Genomic DNA, 18,692 nt, shown 5'->3' with positions numbered 1-18,692 from the left:
CCTGCGGTGCCTAGGACGGGCATGGTGACCGAAAATACCCACGCCAGGACGATCCCGATGCGGCTCGCGTCACAATCCATCGCTGCATCGGGCTGGGTGACCAGCCAGAGCGGCGCTCAAGCCCGACGGAGGGTAACGCATCAATTTTGCAGTGCAACAAAAAAGGTGCACTTATGCTACGGCGCACCAAAAATGTTGCGATGCAGCAAAAGCTGGGTTAGCATTCCCGTGGGTGGGCCAACAGCGGTCGAGTTTTCATGCTGCATGTCTTGTACCTTGTGCACGATGTTTCCGACCCGGCGGTGCGCCGGCGGATCATAATGCTCAAGGCAGGCGGCGCGCGGGTCACGTTGGCCGGCTTCCGTCGGACCACAAATGCTGTTCCCGACGTCGAGGGGCTGCAGCCGGTCGACCTCGGCGCGACGCGTGACGGCCGATTCGGCCAGCGTCTGGCGGCGGTCGCCAAGGCGGCGCTGTCGATAGGCTCAAAGCTTGCGGCGATGCCGAAGCCCGACCTCATCATCGCGCGCAATCTGGAAATGCTGGCGCTGGCCAGGCGCGCCAAGGCCGCCTTTCGCGGCGGCGTGCCGATCGTCTACGAATGCCTCGACATCCATCGCCTGGTGCTGCGCAATGACATGCTGGGCAAAGCACTGCGCACAGCGGAGCGTTATCTCGCCCGCGACGTGAAGCTTCTGGTGACGAGCTCACCGGCCTTCATCGCCAATTATTTCAAGCCGTTCGGGCAGGTCGCCGCACCGGTGGAACTGGTCGAAAACAAATACTTCGAAACCGCGCCGATCGCCTTGGATGACAGGTCAAAGGCCGAAAACCCTGCAGCACCCCCGTGGCGCATCGGCTGGTTCGGCGCGCTGCGCTGCCGCCGCTCGCTGGAGCTGCTGGCCGACTTCACGCGCCGTCAGGGCGGGCGCTTCGAGGTCGTCCTCCGGGGCCGTCCGGCACTCTCGGAATTCCCGGATTTCCACGCTTTTGTCGAGGCCGAACCCTATCTCTCCTTTCGTGGCCCCTACCGCAACCCGGAAGACATGGCCGCGATCTACGGCGAAGTGCATTTTTCCTGGGCGATCGATTTCTTCGAGGAAGGGCAGAATTCGGAATGGCTGCTGCCCAACCGCCTCTATGAGGGCTGCCGCTTCGGCGCCGTGCCGATCTCGATGGGCAATACCGAGACCGGGCGCTTTCTCGACCAGCAGGACATTGGCGTCCTGCTTTCCGATGCCACGCCCGAAATCCTGGAAACCGCGCTCGGCCGCATGGACCAGGAGCACTTCGGCAAGGCCAAGGCGCGTGTGCTGGCCCGCAACCCACGAACCTGGAGCTACGACCGCAGCGACTGCCGCGCCTTTGTCGACAGGCTGCGCGGTCTGGCGGCGGTCCCAGGTCCCTTCGTCACCGAAGCGCTGGCTTAGCGATGGCTGATGATGGGAAAAGTACAGAGCATGGGAAGGCGCCGATGACGCAAACCGAAGCGCTGCCGCCAAGCCTGATCGTCATTCCGTGCCTGAATGAGGCAGCCCATATCGGCGCGTTGCTCGAGCAGCTCAGGCCGGCAGCTCTAAGGCTCGGCGCCCGCATCGTCGTTGCCGATGGCGGCAGCACCGATGGTACTTTGGCCATTGTCGAAGCGGTTGCGGCCAAGGACCCTCAGGTCGTCCTCCTGCACAACCCAAAACGTATCCAGAGCGCGGCGATCAATCTCGCCGTCGCCAGCCTCGGTGACCGCGCCGAATACCTGATCCGCATTGATGCCCATGGCGGCTATCCCGCCGATTATTGCGACCGGCTGGTCGAGGAGGCGCTCGCCACTTCAGCCGATTCGGTCGTCGTCTCGATGCTGACCAGCGGCAGCGGCGCGGTGCAGAAAGCGGTCGCGGCGGCGCAGAATTCCAAGCTCGGCACCGGCGGCTCCAAGCACCGGCACCTCTCGGCCGGCGAATGGGTCGACCACGGCCATCACGCGCTGATCCGGATTTCGGCCTTCACCGCGGTCGGCGGCTATGACGAGAGCTTCAGCCACAATGAGGATGCCGAACTCGACTACCGGCTGCGCCAGGCTGGCTACCGCATCTGGATGAGCGGCAAGACGCAGATGGTCTACTATCCGCGTTCGTCGCTGAAGGGCCTGTATTTCCAATATCTCGGCTATGGCCGCGGCCGCGCCAAGAATGTGCTCAAGCACCGAATGATCCCGAAAGTTCGGCAGATGATCCCGCTGCTGGTGGCGCCGGTCGTCCTTCTCGCGGTATTTTCCTTTATCCACTGGCTGGCGGCGGTGCCGCTGCTGGTCTGGACTTCGGTCTGTCTGGGCTACGGCGCTGTGACCGCCATCAGCCAGCGCAGTCCCAACAATGTGCTGGCGGGCATTTCGGCGATGGTCATGCATTTCGGCTGGTCGCTCGGGTTTTGGCTGCAACTGCTCGGCTCGCGATCGCAGCGCGGGGTGGCATGATGGTCGCCGACAGCCGCCGAATCGACATCTGCGTCTGCACGTTCCGGCGGCCGGAACTGGCCGACACGCTGCGGTCGCTCGCTGCCATGGATATGCCTGCCGGTTTCGGCATCGGCGTCATCGTCGCCGACAATGACGACGAGCCGACCGCCGAGCCGCTGGTGACCGCGCTGGCGAGCGAATTGAAGCTCGTGGCCCGCTACCGGCACGCTCCGGCGCGCAACATCTCGGTTGCCCGCAACGCCTGTCTTGATGCCAGCACGGCCGATTTTGTCGCCTTCATCGACGACGATGAAACCGCTTCCCGGCAATGGCTGGCCGAACTGATTGCTATCGCGGAGACAAGGGGCGCCGAGGCCGTGCTCGGTCCGGTGCGGGCGCTCTACCGCCCGGATGCGCCGGACTGGATGCGCAAGGGCGATTTCCATTCGACCTTGCCGGTCTGGGTGCAGGGCGAAATCCGCACCGGCTACACCTGCAACGTCCTTTTGAGGATGAGCGCCGACAGCTTGCGCGACCGTCGTTTCAGCCTGGCGCGCGGCCAGAGCGGCGGCGAGGACACCGAATTCTTCAACCGCATGGTCAAGGCAGGCGGTCGCATCGCCTTTGCGCCAGAGGCGTGGGTCGAGGAAGTCGTGCCGCGTTCGCGAGCCGCTTTCGACTGGCTGCGCCGCCGCCGCTTCCGCTTCGGCCAGACGCACGGCCACCTCATCGGCCATGACGCAGGCGTGATAGAGCGTGCGAAGGCTGTCGGCCTTGCCTCGGCCAAGGCCGTCTATTGCTTCGGCATGGCGGCGTTGACCGCGATTAGCCCGGTCCGCCGCAACCGCAGCGTGCTGCGCGGCATCATGCATGTCGGCGTCGTCAGCGGCCTGGTCGGTATCAGCGAAATTCGCCAATACGGACTGTCTTCCCCGCAGCAAGGAGGCAAGCGTGCAGCCTGACGTCTCCTTTGTCATCGCAGCCTACAATGCCGCGGCCACGCTCGACCGGGCGATCGCAAGCGCCATGGCCCAGCGCGATGTCAGCGTCGAAATCATCGTCGCCGACGACCAGTCGCGCGACAACACGCTCGACGTCGCAAGAGCCTATCCAAAAAATGTCGTCAAAGTGGTTGCGCTGCCGGCAAATCGTGGCCCTGGCGGCGCCAGGAATGCCGGGCTCGAACTGGCTTCCGGCCGCTGGGTCGCGGTGCTCGATTCCGACGATGCCGTCCTGCCCGGGCGGCTTTCTGCCATGATCGCGCGGGCCGAAAGCGCGGGCGCTGTGATCGCCGTCGACAACCTCCAGGTGGTGCGCGAGGACGGCATTGCCGAAGCGACGATGTTTCCCGCCAAATATCTGGAGGGCCTGCGTGAAATCACGCTCGCCGACTACATCGCTGGCAACATCGTTTTCGAATCCACGTTCAACCTTGGCTATCTCAAGCCGATCTTCCAGCGCCGTTTCCTGATCGAAAACGGGCTTCGCTATGATGAAAGTCTGAGCATAGGCGAGGATTACATCCTGCTCGCCAACGCGCTGGCCAAGAGCGGAAAATGCGTCGTCGAGCCGACGACCGGCTATATCTACCACATCCGCACGGGCTCGATCTCGCGCGTGCTCGAGCTTCACCATATCGAGGCGATGCGCAAGGCCGACGCGGTCTTCGCCGAGACCAATTCCATGGACGCTGCTGCTGCGGCCGCCTTCGCCAAACGCGCCCGCAGCCTGCGCAAGGCGGCATCGTTCCTGTCGCTGGTCCAGCACATCAAGGCGCGTTCGCCGTTGAAAGCGATACGCACCGCGCTAAGTGATCCGGCGGCTGTCAGGCACATGTCGATGCCGATCGCCGTCCGCCTCAAAAGGGTGGCGGCGCAGTTTGCTGTCGGCGCGGAGTAAGGAGGGCGAGTACATGAAGACGTTTGTTCGTGGCCTGCAACAGGCTGAAATCGATCTGCTCAGAAGGAATTTGCGATGAAGAAAATCAGGAAGGCAGTCATCCCTGTGGCGGGGCTTGGAACACGGTTCCTGCCGGCAACCAAGTCGATTCCGAAGGAGATGCTGCCCGTGGTCGACCGGCCGGTCGTCCAATATGCGGTGGACGAGGCCTTCGAAGCCGGCATCGAGCACATCGTGTTCGTCACCGGCCGCAACAAGGCTGTCATCGAGGACTACTTCGACCTGCACCCCGAACTGATTGGAACGCTCGAACAAACCGGCAAGAAGACCCAGCTGGAGGCGCTCGAAAGCATGCTGCCCGTGGCCGGCGCCACCAGCTTCATCCGCCAGCAGTCGCCACATGGTCTCGGCCATGCGGTGTGGTGCGCACGCGAAGTCATCGGCGACGAGCCCTTCGCCCTGCTGCTCCCCGATATGGTGTCGTTCGGTCGCCGAGGTTGCCTGGCTGAAACAGTCGATCTCTATCAGCAGACCGGCGGCAATGTGATCGCCGTCGAGCGCTGTGATCCCAGCGAGACCAGCAAATACGGCATCGTCGGGCGCGGCGCCGAGACAGGCAGCGGCTTCGAGGTGACGGCCATGGTCGAAAAGCCGGCGCCGGCCAATGCGCCGTCGAACTATTACATCAACGGCCGCTACATCCTGCAGCCCGAGATCTTCTCGCTGCTGGGCAACCAGCAGCGCGGCGCCGGCAACGAAATCCAGCTTACCGATGCCATGGTGCGGCTGGCGAAAAGCCAGTCTTTCTTTGCCCAGCCTTTCAATGGCCGCATGTTCGACTGCGGCTCCAAGGAAGGCTTCATAGAGGCGACCATCGCCTTCGCGCTGGCGCGCGACGACATGAAGGGACCTGTGCTGGAAATGCTGCAGGCGTTCGTGCGGTCGCATGAGCGTCAGGAAGTGGCCGCATAATGCCCATCTTTCGAGGGCATATGCGTTTGGACGATGGCGCGGCTCATGCCTGCACGCCTGGCCGCTCAGGCCCGGCGCCGGATGGCATGAAGCTTGCGTTGCATATCTTGCCCCCGATCTCCGCAGCTTCGGACGAGGTGGGACCTGACCCGTCTCGCTCCGGCGCCTGTAACCTAGAATTGGATCGAAGATGAATTATGCAAGCTTTCCTCTCGACAAGAGGATGCCATTGCCCAACCCCGATCAGGAAAAGGGTGAAGACTTCATCGACGTCGAGCGCCTGCTTGGCATGGCGGCGCGTCAGGTCAAGGTGGTGGCGGTCTGCGCCATCATCGGCCTGTTCCTGGGGTTGCTCTATCTGCAGACCACGCCCAAGCAATACATGTCGGTCGCCAGCGTGCTGATCGACGAAGGCCTGAACAAGGTCATCGACGACATCTCGGCTGCATCCGTCACCATGCAGACCGACGCCGCCCTGCTCAGCCAGATCGAAATCATCACCTCGGCGCGGCTGGCCTCGGTGGTGGTCGACAAGCTGAAACTCGACCAGAACGCAGAGTTCATGAACCCGCCGCAATCGGCGCTGGTCAAGGGCATCGGCTTCGTGCGCGGCGTGATCGGCTATTTCCGCTCAAGTTCCGCCGAGCAGATTCCCGGCATGGAAAACGTCGATGAGGCGACACGCCAGGCCATGATGCAGACGGCGCGCCACGACTATGCCGTGCTGAAGCTGCAGAGCGAGGTGCTGGCGCAGCGCAACGGCCGCTCCTATGTGCTCGCCATCGGTTACCAGTCGACCAATCCGGCGCTCGCCACCGCCATCACCAAGGCCTATGCCGACGCCTATCTCGCCGACCAGCTCAATGCCAGCTTCGACGCCACCGAGCGCGCTGCGGTCTGGCTGCAGGGCCGGCTGACCGAGCTTCGTCAGAACTCACAGGCGGCCGCTATGGCGGTCGAGAAATTCAGGGCCGAGCATGGTCTGGCCGCCAACAGCGACGGCCAGCTGATCAGCGACAAGCAGATTGCCGATCTCACCGCGCAACTGATCGTCGCGCAGGCCGATACGGCGCGCGCCAGCGCCCGCTATCAGCAATACAAGACCATCGTCGAAAGCGGCTCGGACAATGCCTTCAACGATTCCGCCATCTCAAGCGATCAGCCGGCAAGCTCCGTCATTGCAACGCTCAAGACCCGCTATCTCGCAGTGGCCAAGCGGCTGCAGGACGTGACGGCCAATTTCGGCGCCGACCATCCGCAGGCGGTGGCGCTGGCCAAGGAAAAGGCCGACCTGTCGACCCAGATTTTCGGCGAGTTGAAGCAACTGACCGAAAGCTATCGCAATGAATATGAAGTCGCGCTTTCACGCGAGACCTCACTGAGGCAGAAGATCGCCGACGCGGCCGGCAAGAGCTCCATCGACAACCAGAGCCAGGTCAAACTGCGCGAACTCGACCAGCAGGCGCAGGCGCTGACCACGCTCTACCAGACCTTCCTTAGCCGCTACGAGGAGGCCTCGCAGCAGCAATCCTTCCCGGTCGGCAAGGTCCGCATCATCTCGGATGCCTCAACGCCGCTTTCCGCCTCAAGCCCGCGCACCTCCAGGGTGCTGGCGCTGTCGCTGGTGCTTGGCGTGCTGCTTGGCGCCGGCTTCGGTGGCCTGAATGAGTTCAACGAGCGCTTCTTCAGGACCGGCGAGGACATTCGCGATCGCGTCGGCCTCAAATTCCTCGGCTATTTGCCGATGATCGGCGGCAGGCTCGGCAAGGACGCCGACGGCGGTGCGGCGGATGCCAAAGGCGCCAACACATTGTCGGCGGCCGAGAAACGGGCGCGCATGCGGGTCAGCGTCGATGCGCCGGCATCGATGTTCTCCGAAACGCTGCGCAACGCCAAGATCGCCTTCGACGTCGTCATGGAAGGGCAAGGCAGCCGGGTCATAGGCGTGGTCTCGGTCCTGCCCGGCGAGGGCAAGTCTACGGTCGCCGCCAATCTCGCCGGATTGCTGGCCGCCAACGGCTCGAAGACGCTTTTGATCGACGCCGATCTGCGCAATCCTGGCCTCAGCCGCAACCTCGGCATGGAGGCCGAGCAGGGGCTGATGGAGGCCGTGGTCAACGGCCAGACCTGGCAGTCGGTCGGCAAAGTCGACCGCCAGACCAAGCTGGCGATCATCCCGGCCGTGCTGCGTGGGCAATTCTCGCATACCAGCGAGCTGCTGTCGTCGGCCGGCATGCGGCGCTTCATCGACAACGCCAAGGAGACGTTCGAGTACATCATCGTCGACCTGCCGCCGCTCGGCCCCGTGGTCGACGCCAAGGCGTTTGCGCCGCTGGTCGACGGCTTCGTGCTGGTTGCCGAATGGGGCCGCACGCCGCGCGCCATGGTGCGCTCGCTGCTGGAGCAGGAACCCTACGTCGCAAGCAAGGTCGTCGGCGCCGTGCTCAACAAGGTCGATCTGAAGAAGCTGCCGAAATACGGCTCGCTCGGCGGCTCGGAAAAGTTCTTCGACCGCTATTCGACCTACTATCTGGAGAAATCGGACGTGCGGGCCAAGACCGCCGCCTGAACGGAGCGCGATCCTGAAAAGGAGCGTGACCCGGAAAAGCGGATCCGGTTTTCGGAAAAGATCACGCTCAAACGAAGAAGCACGGCAGGTCAGGAAAAGATCAGCTTGCCGAATTTACCCGCGATCCTGAGCGCTGTCAGCCGGCCGCTTCGAAACGCGCCGGTGTCGATGCCGAGCCGGCGCCCGTCGAGCCTGGGAATATCGACCGGCGTGTGCCCGTGCACCACAAAGCGGTCGAGCAGATGGGCGGCGTTGAAGAACTCGTCGCGGATGTTGAGCAGGTCCTGCTCATCCTGTGCGACCAGGTCGATACCCGGCCTGATGCCGGCATGGACGAAAACGAATTTATCCGAACAGAGCAGCACCGGCAGGCTGCGCAGAAAGTCGATATGGCTGGCCGGAATGACTTCCTTCACGCGCCGGTCGACCTCGTCGTTCGAGGCATAGAGGCTGGCAAGCCGCGCCGGATCGACCCCATAGGAAAACAGCGTCTCGCGGCCGCCGACCGCCAGCCAGCGGTCCCGCGACAGATATCCGTCGAGATAGTTCAGCATCGCCACTTCGTGGTTTCCCGCCAGGCAGACGCGCAGGAACCCTGTTGGCGGTAGCGCCAAGACATGGTCGAGCACGCGCGCCGATTGCGGCCCGCGATCGATATAGTCGCCGAGCATGACGATAATCTTGCGGCCGCGAAATTGCAGCGCGTCGAGCTGGATCTTCTGCTCCAGCGACAGCAATTCCTTGTAGCAGCCATGCACGTCGCCGATCGCGTAGACGACGGTGTCGTCCATATCCATTTCCAGGCGCTCGCGCGGCGCCGGCCGGGGGGGCCTGGATCGCTGGAACAACGCCACTGGGGCCGTCAGACCCCGATGCCGCGGGCTTTGAGCGCCGCGGTGATCTCGTCAAGAATGGCGGGATCGTCGATGGTCGCCGGCATCGTCCATTCTTCCTTGTCGGCGATCTTCTGCATGGTGCCGCGCAGGATCTTGCCGGAGCGCGTCTTGGGCAGGCGCTTGATCGTCACCACGGTCTTGAAGGCCGCGACCGGGCCGATCCGTTCGCGCACCAGCCCCACCACTTCGCCTTCGATGGCAGCGGTATCGCGCGACACACCGGCATTGAGCACGACGAAGCCGAGCGGGACCTGGCCCTTCATAGCGTCAGCGACGCCGATGACGGCGCATTCGGCAACATCGGGATGCGCTGAAAGCACCTCCTCCATGGCTCCGGTCGACAGCCGGTGTCCGGCGACATTGATGATGTCGTCTGTGCGCGCCATGACATAGAGGTAGCCGTCGTCGTCGATCATGCCGGCATCGGCCGTCTTGTAGAAGCCGGGAAATTCCTCGAGATAGGCTTGCCGGAAACGCTCGTCGGCATTCCACAGCGTCGGCAGGCAGCCGGCCGGCAGCGGCAGTTTCACCGCCACATTGCCAAGTGTGCCGCGCGGCACTTCATGGCCGGCATCGTCGAGCACGCGAATGTCGTAGCCCGGCATCGGCACGCCGGGCGAGCCGTATTTCACCGGCAGCAGGCCGAGGCCCGCCGGGTTGATGGTCATCGGCGAGCCGGTCTCGGTCTGCCACCAATGATCGACCACCGGCACGTTGAGTTTCTGCTCCGCCCATTTGATGGTTTCCGGGTCTGCGCGTTCGCCGGCCAGGAACAGAATGCGGAATTTCGACAGATCGTATTTCGGCACGAATTCGCCCTTGGGGTCCTGCCCCTTGATGGCGCGGAAGGCCGTCGGCGCGGTGAACAGCGCGACCACGCCGTGTTCTGCGATCACCCGCCAATAGGTGCCGGCGTCGGGTGTGCCGATCGGCTTGCCCTCGAACAGCACGCTTGTCGCACCATGCAGCAGCGGTCCGTAAACGATGTAGGAATGGCCGACCACCCAGCCGACATCGGAGGCCGCCCAGAATACTTCGCCCGGTCTGACGCCGAACTCGTTTTCCATCGTCCATTTGAGCGCGACCATGTGGCCGCCATTGTCGCGCACGATGCCCTTAGGCTGGCCGGTCGTGCCGGAGGTGTAGATGATGTAGAGCGGGTCGGTGGCGAGCACCGGAACGCAATCGACGTTGGCGCTCGCGGCGCGCTCGCGGGCAACGGCGTCGGCAAAATCGATATCGTAATGCTCCCTCAGATCGCAGCGCAGCTGGTCGCGCTGCAGGATCAGGCAGGCGTCCGGCTTGTGGCGGGACATTTCGATCGCCTTGTCGAGCAGCGGCTTGTAGGCCACGACACGTCCAGGCTCCAGGCCGCAGGACGCGGAGATGACCAGCTTCGGCTTGGCGTCGTCGATGCGGGTGGCGAGCTCGTGCGAGGCAAAGCCGCCGAACACCACCGAATGCACCGCGCCGATGCGGGCACAGGCAAGCATCGTGACCGCCGCTTCGGCCACCATCGGCATGTAGATGATGACGCGGTCGCCTTTGTGAATGCCACGGTTCTTGAGCACCGAAGTCAGCGCTACCACTTCGCGCTTCAATTCGGCATAGGTGAATTTCTTGACCGTGCCGGTGATCGCGCTGTCGTAGATAAGTGCGATCTGGTCGGCGCGGCCGCTTGCGACATGGCGATCGAGAGCGTTGAAGCAGGTGTTGCAGCTGGCGCCGTTGAACCAGCGCCCGTAAACGCCCGCCTTGGCATCGAAGACGCTGGTCCACGGCGAATACCAGTCGATCGCCTCGGCGGCAGCGGCCCAGAATTGTTCCGGGTCGCGTTTCCAGCCGTCATAGACCTCGTGGTAGCGTGACGCCATTCATCCCTCCTCGGGAAAACTCTCTATCTTGCAATAGCCTATGCGGGTTTTCCCGGCCACGTCTTTCCCCAAATGCCATGTCTTTCCCGAAATTTGGGGCTTGGCCGATCTCGCCTTGGCCATAAATTGCAGGCACCATGGCCGGGTTTGAAATCGGGGCAGGGCGCGCAATGACGGTACGATACGGGGTTGGATCTGCCGTTGGAGCAGCGCTGCTGTTGACGATCGTTTCCGCCGCCCAGGCCGGCGATGCCGCCGCGCGGCGGATCATCGGCTTTTCCCCCGACGGCAAATATTTCGCCTTCGAGCAATATGGCGAGCTCGACGCTGCCGTTTCCGGCTGGTCGCAGATCGACATCATCGACACAAGCACAGACGAGTTCGTCGGCGGCAAGCCGATCCTTGTCCTCGATGAATCGGAAGAGGCGACCACGACGGTGGAGCAGGCACGGGCGCAGGCCGCAAAGCAGGCCGCGCCAATCCTGGCCAAATACGGCATTGCCGAGCGCGGCACGCGCACGGCCTCCGACAGGTTCACCTTCCCGGACGACACGGTCGAGTACAACGACATCCCCCGCCTCGAGCAGGCCGCGCAGAAATGGCTGTCGCCGTTCTATGGCGAAACACTGATTTCGACCATCCAGCTCGATGAGATCCTTGCCGACAGCAAGGAGGATTGCTTGGCAAGCTTTGATGACGCCAAGCCAAGCGACCAAGTTCTTCCGGGCGACAAGACACTTCAGGGCGACAAGACACTTCAAGGGGACAAGGCGGGCAAGGCGCGCGGCTTCCGCCTGTCGCTGCAGGGGCAGGACGGCAAGCCGTTCAAGGTCATGCACGAGGACAAGGCCGTGCCGGGCTCGCGCAACTGCCCGACTTCCTACAGCCTGTCGGAATCCTACGAATACACCCCGCCCGGCAGGCCGGCGGTACTGGCCGTGCTGGTGCAGCGCTTCAGCCAGGGCTTCGAAGGACGCGACCGCCGCTTCATCGCCGTAACCGGCCAGGCACGCTAAGCCGCGGCCCGTCTTGTGGCAGGCAGAAAAAGCTCATGCGCCCGGAGAAAGCAGGGCGTTCGTGTCGGATATCAGTCTTAAAGCGGCAAGGCCGCCAGCATCAGCCCGACGCCACCCGCAATCAATATGGCGGCTGCCAACGCTTTTCGATGACGTTCGAACGCGGTCGGCGCCCGCTCCCAATTGTAACGCATACCCAATGCTCTCCCAAAACCCCGCGACTGCATAGCTTACTTTAGGTAAGAAAAGCAAGACCTTGACCCTGCGAGATAGCCGGCTTGACGGCTTGCGGCGGTGATTACCAGCTGCAATCACCGACTATTTCTGGGGTGCTTCCCTGTTTTAAGACCCGCCGTCTTCGGTTGCGTGTGTCGTGAGGATTTTGGCGTTGCCGGATTGCCACAGAACGGTCGGGCCTGCCTGTTCTCCCTCTCGCCCGCGCAATGGACAGACCCGCATCGCCGCGCTATCTGCTCTCCAGGAAAATGGTGGAGGGGCTCCATGGCCCAAATCGGTTCTGAAATGGTTCTGCGGCTGGCGGACGACGCCTCGGTCCAGCATGTCGGCGATGGCGCCGTCGTGCTCTTGGCGCGCAGCGGCCAGCTTTACACCTGCAACGGCACCACCGAAGCCTTTCTCGACAAGGTGGACGGCGCCCGCAGCCTCGACCAGATCGTCGTCCTGTTGTGCGACGAGTTCGAGGTCGACAAGGGCACGCTCGACCAGGACATGGCGGCGCTGGCCGCCGAACTGGTGAGCGAAGGCATTCTCGCCGACCCGGCTCCCTGATGGTGGACGGCGTTCTCCTGCGCGCTTTGTTTCGTGTCCATTTATGGGCAAGCGCGCGGCTGATGCCGATCCTGGTCGGCCGCCGCAGCTTCGAATCGGTGTTGAAATGGGCGCCGCTCAGCGCACCCACCCCTTATCGCGGCCTGTCGTCAGCCTACATCGTCGCTGCCGTCAACCGGACCGTCCGGCACCCCTGGCTGATGCGCGACCGCAGATGCCTGCGCGAGGGCCTGCTCGCCCACCGCTTCCTGCGCTTTGCCGGCTTCGATCCGGATCTGCGCTTCGGCGTCGATCCGAAGTCGATGCAGGCGCCGCGCATGTCTGCCCATTGCTGGGTCTGTCTCGATGGCCGCCCGGTGGTCTCGGACAGCCTCCCCGGCATGGTCCAGATCTATCGCCATCACGCCGATGCCGGAAAGGCGCACGCTGCTTGACCGGTCCGGCGACCACCTTCTGCTATGATCTCCAGGGCCAAGTCATCAGCATATCGGCCTCGCGGGCCGATCTCTGGCCAAGCTTCGACCTCATGCTCGGCACGTTGCGCGTCAGCGGGCCGGCCGAGCCGGGTTTCCGCATCGATATCGTCGAGACGCAGGAGTTAGAGGAATCGCCTGCCGGAAAACTCGCTTTCGACGGCGACGTACCGGAAGACGGCCATTGCCGGCTGATCGACGGTGGCGGCACCGTTCATCTGGTCTTTCCCGGCCTGCAGACCGTCTCGATCAATGCCGATGGAGGCTGGGCCGAGATACGAGTCCATCCCGATGCCAAGGTCAAATGGACGGTGCTGATGATGGTGCTGGATGCAGCACTTGATGCCGGCGACCAGCACATGCTGCACACCGCCGGCCTGACATTGCCCGGCCGCGAGGCGCTCGTGCTGATCCATGCGCCGAGCGGCACCGGCAAGTCGACGACGTCGCTGGCGCTGGCGTCGCAAGGTTTCGGCCTGTGCTCGGATGACGCCATGATCCTCAAGGTTTTGGCCGGTGGCGGCATCACGGCCTGGGGCTTGCCGCGCAAGGTGAAGGTCCACCGCCACACCGCGGCAATGCTGCCCTTCGTGGCGCCTTGCCTTGGCGACAAATGGGACGCCAATGGCGAGCAGGCCGTCTCGCTGGAACGTCTCGCCGAGATCATCCGCATCGAGGAAACTGTCGGCAGACCGGTTGCGGCACTGTTTCATCTCGCCCGCTCGGCGGACGCGCAAACCCGGCTCGTGCCCATGACCAGGACAGACGCCATGGTGGCGCTTGCCACCGACAATGTCAGGACCGGCATGACCGGCCTTTTGCCGGCGCAGAAGCGCCGCATGGCAACCATCGCAACGCTGGTCAAAGCCGTCCCGACATTTACCCTGGAAGTCGGCGCGAACCCGGCCGAGGCGGCCCCGCTGATCCGCTCGGCGCTGGCGGCGCGGGACTAAAGCACACTTCAGGCAGAATGCGGCTTTGGCCTGGCGAGGCGCTGGATCCAGCGGAAGGCGTCGCGGCGCAGGCGCGAATGCATCTTGTCCCTGGAATTGACGCCGAGCAGCGTATCGCCGGTGATCAGCCATTTGGCCAAAAATATCGAGAGGTCGGGCTTGATGCGGTCGGCCAGTTCGATCGCGCGCGGTGCATCAAACAGCCGCCCCGTCACATTGAGAACCGTCGCCAGTTCGAGCTCGATGCCGCTGATGCGCGCCGCCTCGAAAAGCCGGTCTTCATCCGCGGGCGACCGCAGCGCGCGCACGCCCTGCAGCACATCGACGCAAAGCTGCAGCCGGTGGAACTTGTGCCCGCCGGCGGCGTGGACAATGGCGATGGTCAGCAGCGCGGCCGGCGTGTCGGCCTCGCTGCCGTCGATGATCTGCAATTCGCGAAAGCCCAGCGACAGCCGCCGCCGCATGCCGGAATCATGCACCAGGTTGCCGTGCAGTTCGATCAGCAGGCTGGTATTCTCCTTCTCCAGCCACTTGAACTCCTGCAGATCCTGCGACTGCGCCTCGCCGCTCCAGAGCTCGAAGCCGCATCCGGCAATCACCGGGTTGGCTTCAATGATGCTGGCCGGCTCGACCAGAATGTCGATGTCGGTGAACGGCCGGTCAGCGGCGTGGCGGTAAAGTTTGCGTGCGAAGACCGGACCCTTGACGATGCGGGCCGGAACATTTTTCGCCGCCAATGCCTTCATGATGCGGTCGCCATGATATTGCAGCAGCATCGATTGGCCGGTCGCCAGCGTCGAGCGATCACGCAGTTCCGACAGCTTTTGCCGCAAGGCTGCGTCCGCAGGCAGTTGGGCGTCGCCGATCTCGCTGAGCTTGCGCAGCATGATGGGAAGCACGCCGTGGAACTCGGCATTGACGAGCAGTGCCAGCAAGCTTTCGGCAGCAACGTCACGGCCAATGGCAGCCGGCGCCTCCGGGTCGGCGAAGGTCAGCAGCAGTTTTTCATCGGCAGGCGCAAGAGATGGCAGCATCAAACCCGGATGACGTTCGCCCACATGAGCAATTCCCGTCCGGAATTGCGTCAAACAACCAACTCAGAGGAGCGTATGTTGCAGAAAAGCATGCATGAAGCCAGCGTGTGGTGGCAGAGCCAGCTCATGAATTGACTTTCCACGGTTTCGGTCCATTCTTTTGCACTGACTGAAAAGGGTGTTTGGAATGGCCAAGAAAAAGTATGAAGCGCCCGTGCTGCGCAAGGCAGGAAAGTTGTCCAGCGTGGTGGCCGGGCCGTCGCTGCCGATACCGCGATAAGACTTCTACGGCTTCGGTTTGGATGAAGCCGGAGCGGTCGGCCGCAAGGCAAGCCGCGCTGCAGGCGGGCAATCTGTCGGCGTGACTGCGGGTAACGGTCCGTCCGGTCCCGCAGGCTAAGGCAAGTTCATAAGCCGCCTGTTCGGGATATGGGCAAGGCCCCTCCGTTACAGTCCCCAGCGCAGCGCGGCTGTGTGCACCGGCGCGTCCCACATTGACGTTGCCTCGTCATCCAGCATGGTCAGCGTGATCGAGCAGCCGGCCATGTCGAGCGATGTCACGTAGGACCCGACCAGCGAGCGGGTCACCGTCACGCCCTGTTTTTCGAAGATGTTTCGGGCGCTGTTGTACATCAGATAGAGCTCCATCAGCGGCGTGCCGCCAAAGCCGTTGATGAACAACAGTGCCGGGCCTTTCGCCCTGTCGCCGAGATCGCCCAGGATCGCGGCGCAAATCTCTTCGGCGATCGCATCGGCGCTTTTCAACGTGTCGCGACGCCGGCCGGGCTCGCCATGAATGCCGACGCCGAATTCCATCTCGCCATCACCAATCTCGAAGGTCGGCCTGCCGGCCGCCGGCACCGTGCAACTGGTCAGCGCCACGCCCATCGAACGCGTCGCGCTGTTGATGCGACCGCCGAGCGCCTTGAGATCCGCCAGCGCCATGCCTTGCTCGGCGGCGGCGCCGACGATCTTCTCCACCACCAGCGTGCCGGCGACGCCGCGCCGGCCGGTCGTAAAGGACGAATTCTCGACGGCGACGTCATCATTGATCACCACCTGCAGGACGCCGTCGGCCATTTCGCCGGCCATGTCGAAATTCATCACGTCGCCTTCATAGTTCTTGACGATGAACAGGCAGCCGGCGCCGGTATCGACGGCGGCGGCCGCCGCCAGTATCTGGTCCGGCGTTGGCGAGGTGAAGACCTGGCCGGGGCAGGCGGCGTCCAGCATGCCGTGACCGACAAAGCCGGCATGCAGCGGCTCGTGGCCGGAACCGCCGCCCGAGATCAGCGCCACCTTCCCCGGCTTCATCACCTTGCGGCGAATGAATTTGTGCTCCTCGCCCAGCACCAGGATGTCGGCATGAGCTGCAACGAAGCCGTTGAGGCTTTCGGTCAGCACCGTGTCGACGGAATTCATAAACTTCTTCATGTGTCCTCCCGACACAACACGATCAGCCGCCACTCCTGCCGGTGATGCTGGTGATCTTCTGGATGAATTCGTTGATCGCCTTGTCGAGCGCTGCATTCTGCTTGTCGTCGCCGAAATCGGGCACGATCAGCGAGACATGCCGGGTCTTGCGCATGCCTGCCGCAACCGACATCTTGCCGGGATGCGCCAGATGATAGGCAGCCAGAAACTGATCGCGCTCGGCCGGACTGAAATGGCAGACCGAAAAAATAGCCGGCAGATGTTTTGACGGGATCGGGGTCGAATAGGCCGCGCTGGAAATCTGGGTGACGAAGCTGCGGTGCTTGCCAAGCGCGTCGGCAAGGCGTTGTCGCATACCCGACGGTCGCTGGTCGATGACCTGCGACAGGATCGTCTTGTAGGCGCGGATCGCCTCTTCGGAGCCGGCTTCTGGTGTCTTGTCGGCCATCTCAGTCATCCTAGACCGATGCATCCGAGATGGCCGCCTTGGCCATGGCGAGTTGGGCGGGAGCCACCGAGAGATCCCGCAGGCCGGCCTCGAGCAGTGCCGGGATCGATGCCGGATCGCCGCCGGCATCGCCGCACAGGCTGACTGGGATTTTCGCGCGCAGGCCAAAAGCGGCAACCGAGCCGATCAGCCGTAACACGGCGGGATGGCGGACAGAATTAAGATGCGCCACGGCTGCGTTATCGCGGGCAGCCGCCATTACATATTGGGTCAGATCGTTCGAACCGATCGAGAAGAAGGCGACATCGGCGAACGCCTCCGGCGCGATCGCCACCGAAGGCACCTCGACCATGATGCCGAGCGGCGGCATTTTTTGCGCGATGCCGCGCGCGGCAAGCCCGGCCTGCTCCTCCACGAACAGAGCGGCGGCGCGTTGGTATTCCTCCGCGACGGCGATCATCGGAAACATCACCTTCAGATTGCCGTGCACCGCCGCGCGCAGCAGCGCCCGGATCTGTACGCGAAACACCTCCGGCCTTGCCAGCGACAGCCTGATGCCACGCAGCCCGAGGAACGGGTTGCTCTCCTCGACGGTGAAGCCCGGCACCGGCTTGTCGCCGCCGGCGTCGACGGTACGGATGGTTACCGGCTTGTCGCCTGCCCATTCCAGCACCTTGCGATAGGCCTGGTATTGCGTCTCCTCGTCCGGCGGCGCCTTGCCGAACAGGAATTCGGTGCGCATCAGCCCGACCCCGTCGCAGGTCGAAATGTCGATGCCGTCGACCTCGGACGGATCGGCGATGTTGACCTGCACGCGCACTGTCGTCCCGGCCCGGGTTACCGCCGGTTTCGCGAGATAGACTCCGGCCTTGTCTCGATGTGCCACAAACGAGGACGAGGACCGGTGGAACGCTTCGATCTCGGTCGTGGTCGGCGAAAGCACGATACCGCCATGCTCCGCATCGAGCAGAGCCAGACCGACGGGATTAGCCGGCGAAGCGCCAAGCCCCACCACCATCGGCACGCCGCGCGAGCGCGCCAGCATGGCGACGTGGCTGGCGGCGCTGCCGGCCCTCAGCGCGATGCCGCCGCCGGTGCTCCAGTCGGTCTCGAGAAAGCGCGTCGGCGCGATGTCCTCGCCATAGAGAATGGCGCCGGCTGGTGGAGCGCTCTCCTGCTCCTCGGTAAGGGCGCGCAGCACGCGGTCGCGGATATCGCTGATATCGGCGGCGCGAGCCCGGAAATAGTCCTGGTCTGACGTTTCGTAGCCGGAGATCTCGGCGTCCAGCGCCTGTCGCCAGGCCATGTCAGCCGGCATGCCGGACGCGATCGCGGCAAAAGCCGGGCCGGTCAGTGCCTCGTCCCCAAGCATGGCGAGCTGGAATTCGAGAATGCCGGCGGCCTCGTCATCGGCGGTTTCGATCAGGGTCGCGAGCCGGTCCGTCGCGCTGGCGATAGCTGCTTCCAATGCGGCCTTCTCGTCCGCGGCGCTCGCCTTGCCCGTGTAGTGCGCGGTGCCGTTGTCGAGGTTGAACAACGGCCCCTCGGCATAGCCGGCCGAGGCCGAAATGCCTTGCAGCCTAAGCGGTTCGGGCATGGCCCGCATCCTCGTCGAAACCGCGTCGCACCAGCTCGGCCAGCGCTCTCACGGCATCATCGGCGCCGTCGCCTGTGGCCCGGATGTGCAGCATGGTGCCTTTCGGCGCCCTGGCCGCCATCACCTTGACGATGCTCTTGGCGTCGAACCATGGGCCGTTGGCGGCAAGCGCAATCTCCACCTCGGCGGCAAAGCTCTTGGCAAGCTTGGTGAACTTCACCGAAGGGCGCGCGTGCAGACCTACCTCGTGGGTGATCAGGACGGTGGCCTCGGCAAATGCGGACAT

General features: G+C 63.7%; 17 protein-coding genes. 10 read left to right on the top strand and 7 right to left on the bottom strand.

Annotated elements, in window-relative coordinates; translation table 11 throughout:
- The first annotated feature begins 257 nt into the window (after positions 1 to 257).
- From X727_RS149560 to X727_RS149580, 6 genes are all read left to right on the top strand, one after another.
- Entirely contained in the window at positions 258 to 1,430 is a 1,173-nt protein-coding gene (locus X727_RS149560; protein ID WP_023684222.1) for a glycosyltransferase, read from the top strand.
- A gap of 44 nt (positions 1,431 to 1,474) precedes the next feature.
- Entirely contained in the window at positions 1,475 to 2,470 is a 996-nt protein-coding gene (locus X727_RS149565) for a glycosyltransferase family 2 protein (protein WP_023725858.1), read from the top strand.
- The gene (locus X727_RS149570) at positions 2,467 to 3,414 is read left to right on the top strand and encodes a glycosyltransferase family 2 protein (protein ID WP_023703568.1); all 948 of its coding nucleotides are present in this window, start codon (positions 2,467 to 2,469) and stop codon (positions 3,412 to 3,414) included. Before X727_RS149565 ends, X727_RS149570 begins: the two co-directional genes overlap by 4 nt.
- The gene (locus X727_RS0134020; protein WP_023689993.1) at positions 3,404 to 4,351 is read left to right on the top strand and encodes a glycosyltransferase family 2 protein; all 948 of its coding nucleotides are present in this window, start codon (positions 3,404 to 3,406) and stop codon (positions 4,349 to 4,351) included. Before X727_RS149570 ends, X727_RS0134020 begins: the two co-directional genes overlap by 11 nt.
- Before the next feature lie 75 nt (positions 4,352 to 4,426).
- On the top strand, positions 4,427 to 5,323 hold the full coding sequence (galU, locus tag X727_RS149575; RefSeq protein ID WP_023668795.1) for a UTP--glucose-1-phosphate uridylyltransferase GalU: 897 nt from the start codon (positions 4,427 to 4,429) through the stop codon (positions 5,321 to 5,323).
- A 190-nt stretch (positions 5,324 to 5,513) separates the two neighbouring features.
- Positions 5,514 to 7,892, top strand: coding sequence for a polysaccharide biosynthesis tyrosine autokinase (locus X727_RS149580; protein ID WP_023689994.1), 2,379 nt, complete (start codon positions 5,514 to 5,516; stop codon positions 7,890 to 7,892).
- Between the two features lie 89 nt (positions 7,893 to 7,981).
- Here X727_RS149580 and X727_RS149585 read toward each other — a convergent pair whose 3' ends face one another.
- Together X727_RS149585 and X727_RS149590 are read right to left on the bottom strand one after the other, a co-directional pair.
- Positions 7,982 to 8,683 carry a metallophosphoesterase family protein gene (locus X727_RS149585; protein ID WP_245274169.1) on the bottom strand — a complete coding sequence of 234 codons (702 nt, stop codon included), beginning with the start codon at positions 8,681 to 8,683 and terminating at the stop codon, positions 7,982 to 7,984.
- Positions 8,684 to 8,754: 71 nt separating this feature from the next.
- The gene (locus X727_RS149590) at positions 8,755 to 10,662 is read right to left on the bottom strand and encodes a propionyl-CoA synthetase (RefSeq protein WP_023834380.1); all 1,908 of its coding nucleotides are present in this window, start codon (positions 10,660 to 10,662) and stop codon (positions 8,755 to 8,757) included.
- Between the two features lie 218 nt (positions 10,663 to 10,880).
- Between X727_RS149590 and X727_RS149595 the strand changes: the two genes are divergently transcribed.
- The 4 genes from X727_RS149595 to X727_RS149610 all read left to right on the top strand — a co-directional run bounded on the left by X727_RS149595 (position 10,881) and on the right by X727_RS149610 (position 13,893).
- A complete protein-coding gene (locus X727_RS149595; RefSeq protein ID WP_245260048.1) occupies positions 10,881 to 11,678 on the top strand; it encodes a DUF2259 domain-containing protein in 798 nt (265 codons plus the stop codon).
- 501 nt (positions 11,679 to 12,179) lie between these two features.
- Complete coding sequence (locus tag X727_RS149600; RefSeq protein WP_023745210.1) at positions 12,180 to 12,467, top strand: PqqD family protein; 288 nt, start codon at positions 12,180 to 12,182, stop codon at positions 12,465 to 12,467.
- Positions 12,467 to 12,901, top strand: coding sequence for a lasso peptide biosynthesis B2 protein (locus tag X727_RS149605; RefSeq protein ID WP_023745211.1), 435 nt, complete (start codon positions 12,467 to 12,469; stop codon positions 12,899 to 12,901). Before X727_RS149600 ends, X727_RS149605 begins: the two co-directional genes overlap by 1 nt.
- Entirely contained in the window at positions 12,898 to 13,893 is a 996-nt protein-coding gene (locus X727_RS149610) for an HPr kinase (protein ID WP_023745212.1), read from the top strand. The genes X727_RS149605 and X727_RS149610 overlap by 4 nt, the downstream gene beginning before the upstream one ends.
- A gap of 8 nt (positions 13,894 to 13,901) precedes the next feature.
- On the opposite strand, the gene X727_RS149615 is transcribed toward X727_RS149610, so the two are convergent.
- The 5 genes from X727_RS149615 to X727_RS149635 form a co-directional block, all read right to left on the bottom strand.
- Positions 13,902 to 14,927 (bottom strand): nucleotidyltransferase family protein, encoded by a 1,026-nt coding sequence (locus tag X727_RS149615; RefSeq protein WP_023725855.1) that lies wholly within the window; start codon positions 14,925 to 14,927, stop codon positions 13,902 to 13,904.
- Between the two features lie 447 nt (positions 14,928 to 15,374).
- On the bottom strand, positions 15,375 to 16,361 hold the full coding sequence (dhaK, locus tag X727_RS149620) for a dihydroxyacetone kinase subunit DhaK (protein WP_023668785.1): 987 nt from the start codon (positions 16,359 to 16,361) through the stop codon (positions 15,375 to 15,377).
- A gap of 22 nt (positions 16,362 to 16,383) precedes the next feature.
- The gene (locus X727_RS149625) at positions 16,384 to 16,809 is read right to left on the bottom strand and encodes a hypothetical protein (protein ID WP_023668784.1); all 426 of its coding nucleotides are present in this window, start codon (positions 16,807 to 16,809) and stop codon (positions 16,384 to 16,386) included.
- Between the two features lie 10 nt (positions 16,810 to 16,819).
- On the bottom strand, positions 16,820 to 18,406 hold the full coding sequence (ptsP, locus tag X727_RS149630; protein ID WP_023745213.1) for a phosphoenolpyruvate--protein phosphotransferase: 1,587 nt from the start codon (positions 18,404 to 18,406) through the stop codon (positions 16,820 to 16,822).
- The gene (locus X727_RS149635) at positions 18,390 to 18,692 is read right to left on the bottom strand and encodes an HPr family phosphocarrier protein (protein ID WP_023684207.1); all 303 of its coding nucleotides are present in this window, start codon (positions 18,690 to 18,692) and stop codon (positions 18,390 to 18,392) included. Before X727_RS149635 ends, ptsP begins: the two co-directional genes overlap by 17 nt.

It is taken from the genome of Mesorhizobium sp. L103C105A0 (genome assembly GCF_000502215.1).
Taxonomy (GTDB): Bacteria; Pseudomonadota; Alphaproteobacteria; order Rhizobiales; family Rhizobiaceae; genus Mesorhizobium.
This window is presented reverse-complemented; position numbering and strand designations above follow the sequence as displayed.

Bases quoted from the DNA above. Each gene is read 5' to 3' on its own strand.
- X727_RS149560 (WP_023684222.1), top strand. From the start codon at position 258: ATGCTGCATGTCTTGTACCTTGTGCACGATGTTTCCGACCCGGCGGTG.
- X727_RS149565 (WP_023725858.1), top strand. From the start codon at position 1,475: ATGACGCAAACCGAAGCGCTGCCGCCAAGCCTGATCGTCATTCCGTGC.
- X727_RS149570 (WP_023703568.1), top strand. From the start codon at position 2,467: ATGATGGTCGCCGACAGCCGCCGAATCGACATCTGCGTCTGCACGTTC.
- galU (WP_023668795.1), top strand. From the start codon at position 4,427: ATGAAGAAAATCAGGAAGGCAGTCATCCCTGTGGCGGGGCTTGGAACA.
- X727_RS149580 (WP_023689994.1), top strand. From the start codon at position 5,514: ATGAATTATGCAAGCTTTCCTCTCGACAAGAGGATGCCATTGCCCAAC.
- X727_RS149585 (WP_245274169.1), bottom strand. From the start codon at position 8,683: ATGGACGACACCGTCGTCTACGCGATCGGCGACGTGCATGGCTGCTAC.
- X727_RS149590 (WP_023834380.1), bottom strand. From the start codon at position 10,662: ATGGCGTCACGCTACCACGAGGTCTATGACGGCTGGAAACGCGACCCG.
- X727_RS149600 (WP_023745210.1), top strand. From the start codon at position 12,180: ATGGCCCAAATCGGTTCTGAAATGGTTCTGCGGCTGGCGGACGACGCC.
- X727_RS149605 (WP_023745211.1), top strand. From the start codon at position 12,467: ATGGTGGACGGCGTTCTCCTGCGCGCTTTGTTTCGTGTCCATTTATGG.
- X727_RS149615 (WP_023725855.1), bottom strand. From the start codon at position 14,927: ATGCTGCCATCTCTTGCGCCTGCCGATGAAAAACTGCTGCTGACCTTC.
- dhaK (WP_023668785.1), bottom strand. From the start codon at position 16,361: ATGAAGAAGTTTATGAATTCCGTCGACACGGTGCTGACCGAAAGCCTC.
- X727_RS149625 (WP_023668784.1), bottom strand. From the start codon at position 16,809: ATGGCCGACAAGACACCAGAAGCCGGCTCCGAAGAGGCGATCCGCGCC.
- ptsP (WP_023745213.1), bottom strand. From the start codon at position 18,406: ATGCCCGAACCGCTTAGGCTGCAAGGCATTTCGGCCTCGGCCGGCTAT.
- X727_RS149635 (WP_023684207.1), bottom strand. From the start codon at position 18,692: ATGTCCGCATTTGCCGAGGCCACCGTCCTGATCACCCACGAGGTAGGT.